Source organism: Agrobacterium bohemicum (assembly GCF_002896715.1).
GTDB classification, from domain to species: Bacteria; Pseudomonadota; Alphaproteobacteria; order Rhizobiales; family Rhizobiaceae; genus Agrobacterium; species Agrobacterium bohemicum.
Genome location: NZ_PGEL01000027.1, coordinates 357418 through 371108 on the forward strand (window position 1 = coordinate 357418; position 13691 = coordinate 371108).

Annotated in this window: 13 protein-coding genes; 4 read left to right on the top strand and 9 right to left on the bottom strand. The window is 55.8% G+C overall.

Annotation, left to right across the window (positions count from 1 at the left end; genetic code table 11):
• Nucleotides 1–101: 101 nt before the first annotated feature.
• From CUC55_RS17155 to CUC55_RS17185, 7 genes are all read right to left on the bottom strand, one after another.
• Complete coding sequence (locus tag CUC55_RS17155; protein WP_067643407.1) at nucleotides 102–989, bottom strand: EamA family transporter; 888 nt, start codon at nucleotides 987–989, stop codon at nucleotides 102–104.
• Between the two features lie 43 nt (nucleotides 990–1032).
• A complete protein-coding gene (locus CUC55_RS17160; protein WP_067643410.1) occupies nucleotides 1033–1668 on the bottom strand; it encodes a LysE family translocator in 636 nt (211 codons plus the stop codon).
• Nucleotides 1669–1757: 89 nt separating this feature from the next.
• Nucleotides 1758–2273 (bottom strand): GNAT family N-acetyltransferase, encoded by a 516-nt coding sequence (locus tag CUC55_RS17165; RefSeq protein ID WP_103088616.1) that lies wholly within the window; start codon nucleotides 2271–2273, stop codon nucleotides 1758–1760.
• Nucleotides 2274–2344: 71 nt separating this feature from the next.
• Entirely contained in the window at nucleotides 2345–2581 is a 237-nt protein-coding gene (locus tag CUC55_RS17170; protein ID WP_082760113.1) for a DUF1127 domain-containing protein, read from the bottom strand.
• 393 nt (nucleotides 2582–2974) lie between these two features.
• The gene (gene murI, locus CUC55_RS17175; RefSeq protein WP_425352870.1) at nucleotides 2975–3778 is read right to left on the bottom strand and encodes a glutamate racemase; all 804 of its coding nucleotides are present in this window, start codon (nucleotides 3776–3778) and stop codon (nucleotides 2975–2977) included.
• 1 nt (nucleotide 3779) lies between these two features.
• Nucleotides 3780–4610, bottom strand: a complete 831-nt coding sequence (locus tag CUC55_RS17180; RefSeq protein ID WP_067643419.1) for an RNA methyltransferase — start codon at nucleotides 4608–4610, stop codon at nucleotides 3780–3782.
• A 76-nt stretch (nucleotides 4611–4686) separates the two neighbouring features.
• Entirely contained in the window at nucleotides 4687–5220 is a 534-nt protein-coding gene (locus CUC55_RS17185; RefSeq protein ID WP_103088618.1) for a hypothetical protein, read from the bottom strand.
• A gap of 213 nt (nucleotides 5221–5433) precedes the next feature.
• Between CUC55_RS17185 and CUC55_RS17190 the strand changes: the two genes are divergently transcribed.
• Complete coding sequence (locus CUC55_RS17190; RefSeq protein ID WP_067644213.1) at nucleotides 5434–6648, top strand: NADP-dependent isocitrate dehydrogenase; 1215 nt, start codon at nucleotides 5434–5436, stop codon at nucleotides 6646–6648.
• A gap of 134 nt (nucleotides 6649–6782) precedes the next feature.
• Complete coding sequence (locus CUC55_RS17195) at nucleotides 6783–7409, top strand: glutathione S-transferase family protein (RefSeq protein WP_067643425.1); 627 nt, start codon at nucleotides 6783–6785, stop codon at nucleotides 7407–7409.
• 168 nt (nucleotides 7410–7577) lie between these two features.
• Here CUC55_RS17195 and alaS read toward each other — a convergent pair whose 3' ends face one another.
• Together alaS and recA are read right to left on the bottom strand one after the other, a co-directional pair.
• Complete coding sequence (gene alaS, locus CUC55_RS17200; RefSeq protein ID WP_103088780.1) at nucleotides 7578–10241, bottom strand: alanine--tRNA ligase; 2664 nt, start codon at nucleotides 10239–10241, stop codon at nucleotides 7578–7580.
• Between the two features lie 191 nt (nucleotides 10242–10432).
• Nucleotides 10433–11521 (bottom strand): recombinase RecA, encoded by a 1089-nt coding sequence (gene recA / locus CUC55_RS17205; protein WP_103088619.1) that lies wholly within the window; start codon nucleotides 11519–11521, stop codon nucleotides 10433–10435.
• A 246-nt stretch (nucleotides 11522–11767) separates the two neighbouring features.
• Between recA and CUC55_RS17210 the strand changes: the two genes are divergently transcribed.
• Together CUC55_RS17210 and CUC55_RS17215 are read left to right on the top strand one after the other, a co-directional pair.
• Nucleotides 11768–12706 carry a carbohydrate kinase family protein gene (locus tag CUC55_RS17210; RefSeq protein ID WP_170063908.1) on the top strand — a complete coding sequence of 313 codons (939 nt, stop codon included), beginning with the start codon at nucleotides 11768–11770 and terminating at the stop codon, nucleotides 12704–12706.
• Nucleotides 12707–12737: 31 nt separating this feature from the next.
• Nucleotides 12738–13661 (top strand): pseudouridine-5'-phosphate glycosidase, encoded by a 924-nt coding sequence (locus CUC55_RS17215; protein WP_103088621.1) that lies wholly within the window; start codon nucleotides 12738–12740, stop codon nucleotides 13659–13661.
• Nucleotides 13662–13691: the final 30 nt, after the last annotated feature.

Consider the following 13691-nt stretch of genomic DNA (forward strand, 5'->3'; position numbering starts at 1 on the left):
ATGGATATGGCCGATTCTCCAAGGAGACGGCGAACACGTCCTTTAGCAAACATTTTGGTCATTTCCCTGCCTGATAAAGACAATGCACAGGGAATTGAACATTATGAACGCGCAGACCTGAAACGCCCGAAGGAAATGCGCCGCCCGAAGACGTTGAGCGCCAGACCTGCAACGACCAGGCTGCTGCCGATGATTTCGAAAAGGGTGATTTCCTCATTGAATGCAAAGTAGGCACCCAGAAACCCCACGATCGGCACCAGTAATGAAAAGGGTGCAACCGTTCCGGCCGGATAACGTGACAGCAGATAGCTCCAGATGCCAGCGCCAACGATGGTTGCGCCATACGCCATGTAGATCACAACCATCGCCGTCATCGGCGACGCAAGGGCAAGCCCCTCCGCGATGGCTTGAGGGCCTTCGATCACCAACGACAAGATGACCAGTGGCAGCACTGGCACAAGGCTGGTCCAGGCGATAAAGGACACGGCATTGACGCGCCCGACCTTGCGATTGACGATATTGCCGATCGCCCAGCTGAATGCCGCACCGACGCACATCAGAAGCGGCACCATCGCGGTAATGTTCAATCGCTCAAGACCAATGACGGCCAAGCCGCCGAAGGCAACTGCGGCACCTGCAATATGAGATTTCAGAGGGATTTCGCCCAGCAGCGTTACCGCTAATGCCATGGTGAAAAACGCTTGCGATTGCATGACCAGTGATGCCAACCCGGCGGGCAGCCCCCACTTGATGGCGGTATACAACAGCCCGAACTGCGCGCAGCCCATAACCATGCCGTAGACGACCATATGTTTCCAAGGCACCTTGGGACGCGGCAGAAAGAAGACCAGTGGAACGGCGGCAAAGAAGTATCGCAACGCCGTCAGGAACAGCGGCGGCATATCCATGACGCCCACCTTGATCACCACGAAATTGAAGCCCCACAAAAACACGGTAATGAGGGCGAGAAAGATGTGCGGCACTGCCATTTTGNTTTTATCCAATCGGGCGCCGCACAAGATTGCAGCGTGGTTAGCCGGCGGAGCGCCTCCAACCCATGGTCAACAGGCCAGCCCCGATCAGCAGGCCGCCGCCCGTACGGTTGACGATGCGCTGAACTTTTGGCTTGCGAATGGAATTGCGGGCCGCACTTGCCATCAACCCATAAAGAGCCGCGTTGCAGGTGGCAAGCACAAGGAACGTCACTTCGAAGATCATCACCTGCGGCCAGAATGGCAGCGATGGCGTCAAAAACTGCGGCAGGAACGCCACGAAGAAGATGATGCTCTTCGGGTTCAAGGCTGTGACGATATAGGTGTGAAGGAAGATTTTAAGCGGACGTTCCTTGCCTGTGGCTTCAGACCTTCCAGCGCCCTCACTGCTCACCGGCGCGCGCCACAACTTGAAGCCGAGGTAAATCAGATAGGCGGCACCAACCCATTTCAACACGGTGAACAGCGCAGCTGAAGTCACCAGCAGCGCACCCAGCCCCAGCATGGACGCCGTCATCGCTGTAAAGTCCCCCAGCGCCACGCCAGCAACGGTTGCCGAACTCGCCTTGCGGCCATGGCCGAGCGCGTAAGAGATAACAAGCAGAATAGTCGGACCGGGAATGGCGAGCATTACGGCAGATGCGGCCACAAAGGCCAACCAGTTTTCAAAAGGCATTTTGAAGTTCCCTGATGATGATAATTTGGAGCAAGCCACCAAGCCGGACCTATGTCAATCAATGCCATCTGGCCCGGCGCTGGCGCGTTTCAAGGCGTTGGTATCGGCTTCAGCACGAGAGCCATAAGCACCTCGTCATGGTAGCTTTGCCCGATCTTCAGGGCGCGCTTCTCAAAGCCGTATTGCTCNAAACCCATTTTGAGATAGAGATTATAGGCAGCCACGTTCGATGCTCCGACGACGATGGTGACCTCCTCGACAATCGGCCCTGCATAGTCCAACACGTGTTTGATCAATGCAGCACCAATACCCGAGCCTCGCATATCTGGCCGCACATACATGCCCCAAATCGCGCCTTTGTGTTTGGTCTTTGACGCCGTGGGGATACGTAATCCAACCGCGCCTATCAACGCACCCGTGCCGGCACGGCGAGCGCCGAAGACGGCTCCTCCATTGAGGCGCTGTGCAAAATCCTCGACGGACAACAGTGATTCGTCGTCGAGCGAGGCACCGAAGGATTCCGGATTGTTGAAAAGGCCCTCCAAACGAAGATCGCGATAGTCTGCGGCATCCGCGCCCGACAGTTTGTTTATAGCAAATTGCATAGCAACCTCGATTTTTGACGCATATCACTTAAAAGGCTCCCCGCCGATAACAGGGCGGAGAGGCCTGACCATCAAAACCGTGGATACCAGGGTGGTATCAATGACTGATATGGCAAAGGTTTTTCAACAGGCAGACCGATATCACGACGCATGTAGTCTGACAGATGAGACACATGAGCCCGTGTTTGCTGACGTCGCCATGCGACAAACAGCATGGCCTTCACCGTGGTCCATGCTCCGAACTGGCTGAACAGTTCATCAACCGCTTCGGAAACGTTATTTACACGTAAAGATTGCTCTTTAGACATAGGAAGTCCGTCCCGGCGCGATCAAGCGACCAGGTCCTTTCATGATGGGAAAAGACGTGCGGGTACGACGGACACAGCTTGACGCTGCGACAACTACAAGACGACCGACACGTATGGATAAGAGTTAGAAGGCCTGTAAAGGCTGGGGAAAAGCTTAGACAGCGATTCCACGTCGAACAGATGGCATAATATTTGCGGTCATAACCGAAGCCATAAGTCGAACCACGCCAAAGAGGCCATGATAATTGAATGTGTTCATTACTACGCCTCCTGAGTTTGAGTTGCGGGCCTGATTTTTATGACACCGCTTCGATTCGATTTCAATAGGTTCAATCTCGAATTGCATCGAAGCATATTCATTGATGCAAAAACGCAACAATCTGCTTCGGGCGCCTATGACGTTGCGANTTTCAAACCAAATCCCTGCATCAGCCTTCGGGTGGTGAAATCAACTTGACCGGAGGTGAAGATAGCAAAATCGAAACCATCCGGATGCTCCGCACCGTGGATCAGTTCCACCTTGCGTCTTGCCTGTCGCGCAATTGCCTCTGCGGGGTCCAGCCAATCGACCGGCCATGGAGCAAGCCTGCGGAACACGTTGGCCAGGAAAGGATAATGCGTGCAGGCCAGCACAACAATATCCGTGCGTTTACCATCGGCCTCGATGAAGCACGGCGATATTTCAGCGAGCACGGCCTCATCGGAAACCGGTTCTCCTCTGATCCATGCCTCGGACATACGGGCCAGATTTTCAGATCCCACCAGACGCACATGGCACTGCGATGCAAACGACTGGATGAGGTCACGCGTATAGGCACGCTTGACGGTACCAGGTGTCGCCAGCACCGAGACGAGACCGGAACGGGTGCGTTCTGCCGCGGGTTTGATTGCGGGAACAGTGCCAACAAAGGTCATATCCGGAAATTTGGCTCGCAGGGCCGCACCCGCCAGCGTAAAGGCAGTGTTACAGGCAACGATGCAGATTTCCGGTTGGTGGGTTTCGATCAAACGCCCGAACAGGGCAAGAAGCCGCTCCGTCAACGCGCTTTCTTCCCATCCGCCATAGGGNAAACCCGCATCATCAGCGACATAGATAAAGCCCCGCTCGGGCATCAGCACCCTAGCTTCACGCNAAACGGTCAGACCACCGATGCCGCTGTCGAGAACAAGTACCGGCTTGAGTGTTGGCTGCACCATATCACGTGTCGTTGCGGTCATCTTCCTTCTTGCTCCCCTCAGCATATGGACCATTGCTGCCGCGTGGCGTCTGGCGACCATATTTATCGAATGTGCCGAAAACGCCACGTAACACGCTGATTTCCTGGGATGTCAACGCCCGACGCGAAAGAACGGCGCGCAGGTTCTCGATCATGCGCTGCCTCTTACCTTCGGGGCGAAAATAGCCACGCGCATTCAACGCTTCTTCCATCTGGTCGAACAGCCCATAAAGCTGCTCTTTCGTCGCCTGCTGCTGTTCCAGCGGCTCAAACGACGTTTCGCTCACGTCATCCATGCTGGACTTCATCCACTCATAAGACATCAGCAGCACGGCTTGCGCAATGTTCAGCGAAGCAAAAGCGGGGTTGACCGGGAAGGTCACGATCTCATCGGCCAGCGCCACCTCTTCGTTGGTCAAGCCCCAGCGCTCGCGACCAAACAGTATACCGGTCTTCTCGCCGGACTTGAATTTTGTGCGCAGGGTTTCTGCAGCAACCACAGGCGCACGCACCGGCTTGAAACCGTAACGCTCCCGCGCCGTGGTGGCATATGTGAACTGGAGGTCGGCCGTCGCTTCCTCAATGGTGTCGAAGACCCGCGTATGGTCGATGACGTGATCGGCTTTCGATGCCGCAGAACGGGCTTTCTCGCTCGGCCAGCCATCCCTCGGGTTGACCAGCCGCAGTTCCGCAAGACCGAAATTGGCCATGGCACGGGCCACCATGCCGATGTTTTCACCGAGTTGAGGTTCGACCAGAATGATCGCCGGGCCTTCTGCCAAAAGCTGAAGCTCGCTATTCGTGCCTGCCATGTTCGCCTTCCGANTTTTAGGCTTCACTGGCATAGATTTCACGACAAATCAAAGGCAGGCGCGGCGGATGACCGCATTATTCGCCCTTGATGATGTTTGCCATCTCTTGAAGCAGCGAATCCCTACCCTCGTCACCCACGCGGTGAATATCGTTGATCACTGGCTTGCCGTCTTCTTCGACAACATCGAAATTCACCTGATCGACCGTCGCCTTCATCTCGGCCTCGTCCATACAGGCCCAAAGCTTGAACTTGACGGTAACATCGGTCATTCCGTCTTTAGGCGGCGCAGGCGTAATGGTGACATCCTGCAACGGGCAGCCATCTTGCGAATTGGTGACGACATCATAACCGAACGGATCGCCCTTATCGCTATTCTCGACGTCAGAGGCAGGNTTTTTGGATGCTTCGCGGTACTGCGACGCGAAGGTCTTGCTGAACAATGTGCTCAGCAGATCCTCATCAAAAATGTATTTCCAATCATCCGCTTCGCCGGACCAGTTCTTGACGGTAATGTCCATCACCTTCTTGACCGGTTCTGTAGGGTCGGCTGCAAAGGCATTGCAGGAGAAAAGAAGGGCGGCGGTCGTGGCGAGCAGAGTTTTCCGCATAATGATGTCCTGAAGCAGAGCTTACCGAGTTAAGCGATTCGTCCGGACTTTAATTCGCCATTGCGTTTTGGCAATGCGCTTCCGGTTGTTTTAGAAAGTCCAAAAAAGCATGTGCATGGCTTTGCCTTGCGCGCTCACGATGCTATAGCGCCACGGGATANTTTTTGCATATCGCGCCCTCCCGGCGCAATCGTTCTCGAAGGTGAGGAATTCATGACAAAGATCAAGGTAGCCAATCCGGTCGTCGATCTCGACGGCGACGAAATGACTCGTATCATCTGGCAGCTCATCAAGGATAAGCTGATCCTCCCGTACCTCGATCTCGATATCGAATATTACGATCTTTCCGTTGAAAACCGCGATGCTACCAACGACCAAGTAACGGTCGACGCTGCCCACGCCATCAAGAAGCACGGTGTTGGCATCAAGTGCGCGACGATCACGCCAGACGAAGACCGCGTCAAGGAATTCAACCTCAAGCAGATGTGGAAGAGCCCGAACGGCACAATCCGCAACATTCTCGGCGGCGTTATTTTCCGCGAACCCATCATCTGCAAGAACGTGCCTCGCCTTGTTCCAGGCTGGACAAAGCCAATCGTCGTTGGTCGTCACGCTTTCGGTGACCAGTACAAGGCAACCGATTTCAAATTCCCGGGCAAGGGCAAGCTGACGATCAAGTTCGTTGGTGAAGACGGCCAGGTCATCGAGAAGGACGTGTTCGACGCGCCCGGTGCTGGCGTTGCCATGGCCATGTACAATCTTGATGAGTCGATCCGCGAATTCGCGCGTGCATCCATGAACTACGGCCTGATGCGCAAGTGGCCCGTTTACCTGTCTACCAAGAACACCATCCTGAAAGCTTATGACGGTCGCTTCAAGGACATCTTCGAAGAAATCTATCAGGCTGAATTCAAGGCGAAGTTCGACGAAGTTGGCATCACCTACGAACACCGCCTGATCGACGACATGGTTGCCTCCGCTCTCAAGTGGTCCGGCGGTTACGTCTGGGCGTGCAAGAACTACGATGGCGACGTTCAGTCGGACACAGTTGCGCAGGGCTTCGGCTCGCTCGGCCTGATGACCTCTGTTCTTCTGTCGCCAGATGGCCGCACGGTTGAAGCTGAAGCTGCGCACGGCACGGTGACACGTCACTACCGCCAGCACCAGAAGGGTCAGGAAACCTCGACCAACTCCATCGCGTCGATCTTCGCCTGGAGCCGTGGCCTCGCTCACCGCGCCAAGCTGGATGACAATGCAGAACTGGCGAAGTTTGCCGCCACGCTCGAAACCGTCTGCGTCGACACCGTCGAAGCCGGTTACATGACCAAGGATCTGGCACTGCTCATTGGCCCTGATCAGCCTTGGCTCTCCACAACGGCGTTCCTCGACAAGATCGACGAAAACCTCAAGAAGGCTATGGCTGCCTGATTGGCGACCTTCATAACTGACCACGAGAACCCGGCCTTTGCGCCGGGTTTTCTTTTGGCTCGAAAGCCTCTGTCTTGATCACGTCGCAGACGCAATGCAATTTCGAAATCAGNAAATCAGCGGGAGAAGACACCATGAGCGAACTGACATTCTACACCAACCCGATGTCGCGCGGACGCATCGTGCGCTGGATGCTGGAAGAAGCGGGCGCAACATACAAAACGGAGTATCTTGGCTACGCTGGCGAGATGAAGTCCGAGGCCTACAAAGCCATTAACCCGATGGGTAAGGTACCCGCCATCAAGCACGGCGATACCGTGGTGACCGAATGCGCAGCCATCTGCGCCTATCTTGCCGATGCATTCCCGCAGGCCAAACTTGCGCCGCAGATTACAGATCGTGGCACCTATTACCGCTGGTTCTTCTACGCGGCAGGTCCACTGGAAATGGCCGTCTCCACCAAGGCAATGGGCTTTGAAATCGGTCGGGACAAGCAGCGCATGGCAGGCTGCGGTGCCTATTCCGATGTCATGGACACCCTGGAGCACGCACTGAACGCCAACCGTTTTATCGCGGGAGACCAGTTCACGGCAGCTGACGTGTATATCGGCTCACAAATAAGCTGGGGTCTCCACTTCGGCTCCATCGAAAAACGCCAGCGCTTTGTGAATTATCTCGCCGATGTCCATGATCGCCCCGCCTACAAGCGCGCGACTCAGTTGGACGACGAGGCGGCAAAAGCGCAGCAAGCGGCTGAATAAACCGGGAAAGGAATGACGATTGAGAGCAAGAGCGGAACGCCTCTCCTTCGTCACCCTTGGGCTTGTCCCGAGGGTCTAACCACATTTCATCTGGTGGTTCGTTATATCCTCGGGTGAAGCCCGANGATGATGACCCACATTCAAAAACAACGCCCGCCTTTTATTTGCTCAACCAGCCAACACAGCCGCAACTGCTTCAATCGCCGCATCGGCCTTGTCACCATCAGGGCCACCGGCCTGCGCCATATCGGGGCGACCACCGCCACCCTTACCGCCGAGTGCAGCGGATGCGGTGCGCACGAGATCGACAGCACTGAAGCGGGCCGTCAGGTCTTCGGTGACGGCAGCAACGGCGCTGGCCTTGCCATCTTCAGACACCGCAATCAGCAACACGACGCCGGAGCCAAGGCTGGTCTTGGCTTCGTCGGCGAGACTTTTGAGATCTTTCGCATCGATACCCGACATGGATTTGGAAAGGAACTTCACTCCGCCGACGTCTTTAACGTCGCCAGCAGAACCTTCCACTGAGCCGCCACCCATGGCCAGTTTGCGGCGGGCGTCCGCCAGTTCACGTTCAAGCTTCTTGCGTTCATCCATCAGGCTTTCAACGCGGGTCAGGACCTCTGCGGGCTGAACCTTCAACGACGATGCCAGCGCCTTGACGCGATCATCCTGCTCGGCCAGATAGGCAAGAGCCCCTGCGCCAGTTACCGCCTCGATACGGCGCACACCTGCACTCACAGCGCTATCGCCGAGAACGCGCACGAGACCGATCTGGCCAGTCGCTGCAACATGCGTGCCACCGCAAAGTTCGACGGAATAAGGACGGTTGGCCTTGGCGCCGTGAATGCCGGTGCCCATCGACACAACTCGGACTTCATCACCATATTTTTCACCGAACAGCGCCATCGCACCTTCGGCAATGGCATCATCGACGCTCATCAGACGCGTGACGACAGGTGAGNTTTGCAGGATGATTTCGTTGGCCATATCCTCGACGATCTTCAACTCTTCCGCCGACATGGGCTTGGGGTGAGAGACGTCGAAGCGCAGACGCTCAGGAGCCACCAAGGAACCCTTCTGGGCAACGTGTGTGCCGAGCACTTCTCGCAGCGCTTCGTGCAGCAGGTGGGTGGCCGAATGGTTGGCGCGCAGACGCGAGCGACGGTCATGATCGACGGTCAATTCAACCTCGTCACCAACCTTGATGTTGCCCTTGGAGATGGAGCCGATATGCGCAAACAGGCCCTCGCCTTTCTTGTGGGTATCGGTGACCGTAAAGGTGCCCTCGTCGGACGAGATGATACCGGTATCGCCCATTTGTCCACCGGACTCGCCGTAGAACGGCGTCTGGTTGACGACGATCTGGACAGTTTCGCCATCAGAAGCGCTCTCCACCGACTTGCCGTCCTTGACGATGGCGAGAACCACGCCTTCTGCGGTCTCGGTGTCGTAGCCCAGAAACTCGGTGGCGCCGTGCTTTTCCTTGAGCTCGAACCAGACGGTTTCTGTCGCCTTGTCGCCGGAGCCGGTCCAGTGTGAGCGTGCCTCGGCCTTCTGGCGCTCCATCGCGTCGGTAAAGCCTGAGACATCAACGCCGATTTCGCGGGCGCGAAGTGCGTCCTGCGTCAGGTCTAGGGGGAAACCGTAGGTGTCGTGAAGCTTGAAAGCGGTTTCCCCGTCCAGCATATCGCCCTTATGGAGCGTCGATGTGGCATCGGACAGCAACGTAAGGCCACGCGCAAGCGTCTTGCGGAACCGCGTTTCTTCCAGTTTCATCGTTTCGGAAATCAGCGCCTCCGCACGTACCAATTCCGGATAGGCCCGGCCCATCTGCTGAATAAGTGCAGGCAGCAGCTTCCAGATTAGTGGCTCGCGCGAACCCAGCAATTCTGCATGACGCATGGCGCGGCGCATGATGCGACGCAGAACGTAGCCGCGACCTTCATTCGATGGCAGAACGCCATCTGCAATGAGGAACGCGGTGGAGCGCAGATGGTCGGCAATGATGCGGTGGCTCGCGCGGTTTTCGCCTTCGGCTGGAACGCCGGTCGCTTCGACGGAGGCCGAAATCAATGCGCGGAACAGGTCGGTGTCGTAATTGTCATGCTTGCCTTGAAGCAGCGCAGAAATACGCTCAAGCCCCATGCCGGTATCGATAGATGGACGCGGCAGGTTGATGCGCTCTTCCTTGGACACCTGTTCATACTGCATGNAAACGAGGTTCCAGATTTCGATGAACCGGTCACCATCTTCATCTGCGGAACCGGGAGGTCCGCCCCAGATATGATCGCCATGGTCATAGAAGATTTCCGAGCAGGGACCGCACGGACCGGTATCACCCATCGCCCAGAAATTGTCGCTGGTCGGGATGCGAATGATGCGATCGTCGGAAAAACCAGCGATCTTCTTCCAGAGGTTAAAGGCTTCGTCATCGGTATGATATACAGTCACCAGCAGACGGTTCTTGTCGATACCGAATTCCTTGGTGATCAGGTTCCAGGCGTGCGTGATCGCCTCTTCCTTGAAGTAGTCGCCAAAGGAAAAGTTTCCGAGCATTTCAAAAAAGGTGTGGTGACGTGCGGTATAGCCGACATTGTCGAGGTCGTTGTGCTTGCCCCCTGCGCGCACGCATTTCTGCGACGACGCTGCCGTGGAATAGGGGCGGCTCTCCAATCCGGTGAAAACGTTCTTGAACTGAACCATGCCGGCATTCGTGAACATCAACGTCGGGTCGTTGCGCGGAACGAGCGGGCTGGATGGCACGATCTCGTGACCGTTCTTCTTGAAGTAGTCGAGGAAGGTCGACCGGATTTCATTTACACCGCTCATCAGAAGTCCTTCATTTCCACGCGATACCGCGGCCATAGCATNAAAAACACTGGCTTTTATCGCTCGCCACCCTGCCTGTCCAGCCAAAGAGGGTGGGGTTACAGCACAAATAAAGGCCGCGCGACACAATCGCACGACCTTTGTCTTCAAACGATCAAATATTGCCTCACTCTACGTTCGGCAACGGCAGATCATGCTTCAGGATCAACACCGTCGGCATCCGCTTCAGGTCCACCATTCTGGAGGAACTTTTCAGCAATCAGACCAGCGTTCTGGCGAAGCGCCAGTTCGATCTCCTCCGCCACCGCTGGANTTTCCTTCAGGAAGGTTTTCGCGTTCTCACGGCCCTGCCCCAGACGTTGGCTCTTGTAGGAGAACCAAGCGCCGGCCTTTTCGACCAGACCGGCCTTCACGCCTAGATCCACCAACTCGCCGGTCTTGGAAACGCCTTCGCCATACATGATGTCGAATTCGACCTGCTTGAAAGGAGGTGCCATCTTGTTCTTGACAACCTTGACGCGCGTCTGGTTGCCAACGACTTCTTCGCGATCCTTGACGGCACCGATGCGGCGAATGTCAAGGCGTACCGAAGCGTAGAACTTCAGCGCGTTGCCGCCCGTCGTAACTTCAGGCGAACCGTAGGAAATGCCGATCTTCATACGTATCTGGTTGATGAAGATGACCATGGTCTTCGACTTGGAAATCGAAGCCGTCAACTTGCGCAGCGCCTGGCTCATCAAGCGAGCCTGAAGGCCCGGAAGACTATCGCCCATTTCGCCTTCAATTTCCGCACGCGGCGTCAAGGCCGCAACGGAGTCGATGACCAGAACGTCAACGGCACCGGAGCGCACCAGCGTATCGGTGATTTCGAGCGCCTGTTCACCTGTGTCCGGCTGCGAAATCAGCAGGTTGTGAAGATCGACGCCGAGCTTGCGGGCATAGACCGGATCAAGCGCATGTTCGGCATCCACAAATGCGCAAATACCGCCCTTTTTCTGCGCTTCAGCAATCGTCTGCAAAGCAAGCGTTGTCTTACCGGAGCTTTCCGGTCCATAAATTTCAATGATACGGCCCTTGGGCAGACCGCCAATACCAAGTGCGACATCAAGGCTGAGCGAGCCCGTAGAAATGGTCTCGACCTCGACGATACTTTCATTGGAACCGAGCTTCATGATCGATCCCTTGCCGAACGAACGTTCGATCTGGGAAAGCGCCGCTTCCAGTGCCTTGCTTTTATCCACTGCTTTGTCCTCTACAAGACGCAAAGAATTTTGTGCCATCTGAAAACCACCTTTAGGTTATTGAAGCCGCACAGGCAATGAAGCTCTCTGTGACCGTTTTGTACTTTATTTGTTCTCATGCCACAAGCCGGTAGCATCATATTGNAAACAAATATGGATAAGTCCTTTGTTCTACNTTTGTTTTTCTTTTCATCTTGTGGNAAAAATGACTGATATGGAACGGTTTTCAATACAAGAGATGCACGAATCGGAATGTCGGTCACCGATCCGGAGAGGAAGTTTGACGTGAATAAAATACTCGTTCTGGGCGGCGCGCATATTGACCGACGGGGCATGATCGAGGCGGAAACAGTCGCGGGCGCCAGCAATCCCGGCTCATGGATGGAAGAAGCGGGCGGTGGCGGGTTCAACGCGGCACGCAATCTGGCACGCCTTGGTTTCATGGTCAGGATTATCGCCCCACGCGGCGGTGATTCCAATGGCGAAACTGTTGCCGCTGCCGCACTCGAGGCAGGCGTGGAGGATACTCCTTTCACATTTCTGGATCGCAGCACCCCCAGCTATACCGCCATTCTTGAACGAGATGGAAATCTCGTTATTGCCATAGCCGACATGGACCTCTACAAGCTGTTCACACCGCGCCGCCTGCGCGTGCGCGCCGTGCGCGATGCCATCATGGCTAGCGACATCATTTTGTGTGATGCGAACCTGCCAGACGATACACTGCGCGCTGTCGGTGTTTCCGCGCGCGCTTGCGAAAAGATGCTGGCTGCCATCGCCATATNCCCTGCCAAAGCCGTGAGGCTGAAGGNCGCCCTACCCGATATCCACATGCTGTTCATGAATGAAGCTGAAGCGCGCGCGCTGACGGGTACCGACGTAAACGATGTGCGAGAGTGGCCGAGGCATCTCAGGGCGATTGGTCTACGCGGTGGTGTTATAACCAGTGGTGCCCGGCACGTCGTAGCGTTTTCTGAAAAGGAAACGGCCATTCTCCACCCGCCGCTCATTGAAGATGTGCAGGATGTAACAGGTGCCGGTGATGCCATGGCATCTGGTTATCTTGCTGCGATTGGGGACGGCAAATCAATTGGTGAGGCTCTGCGTCATGGAGCAGCGGCAGCGGCTATCACGGTACAATCACCTTACGCCACTGCAACAGAGCTTTCTGCTGCAACATTGAACGCCATGCTGGCTCTTGTGCCATCGGCCGAAATGTTGTGAAGAGATCGTTTAAATAAACCCGGATAAGACAATGACAAAATCACAGCCCGCGCTTCTTTCCATCGCCTATTCCAAAGAAGTTGCCGCCGCAAAACAGCGCGGCGCGCCTATCGTTGCGCTCGAATCCACCATCATTACCCATGGCATGCCCTATCCCGGCAACATCCAGATGGCCGAATCCGTGGAACAGATCATTCGTGACCAAGGCGCTGTTCCAGCAACCATCGCGGTCCTTCATGGTACGCTGCATATCGGGCTGGNAAAGCATGAACTGGAGGCACTGGCACAGACGACAGATGCAATGAAGGTTTCGCGCGCCGATATCGCTTTCGCCATTGCGGAGCGCCGCACCGGCGCGACGACGGTTGCCGCAACCATGATCGCTGCAGACTATGCCGGTATCAAGGTATTTGCGACAGGCGGCATCGGCGGTGTGCATCGCGGCGCGGAAGAAAGTTTCGATATTTCCGCCGATTTGACCGAGCTCGCCAGGACAGGCGTGATCGTTGTCTGCGCGGGCGCAAAGGCGATCCTCGATATTCCCAAAACGCTGGAAGTTCTGGAAACACAGGGCGTTCCCGTTGTGACGTTCGGCTCCACCGAGTTCCCAGCCTTCTGGTCGCGCGCTTCTGGCCTGAAAAGCCCGCTCTCGCTCAATAGCCCCGCTGCGATCGCAAACTTCCAGACCACCCGCGAACAATTGGGCATTGCGGGCGGCATGCTGGTTGCCAACCCGGTGCCGGAAGAAGATGAGATTTCCAGCGAGGAAATGGAATTCTACATTCAGCGTGCTTTGTCCCATGCTGAGGAAGACGAGATCAGCGGCAAGTCGGTGACGCCTTATCTTCTGTCCAAAATATTTGAGATTACAGAAGGCCGAAGCCTTGAAACGAATATCGCTCTGGTTCGCAACAATGCTCGCCTTGCTGCTGAGATTGCGGTTGCGCTAGGTTAAGCCTTCGACCACAAAAAAAGCCCGGAACCT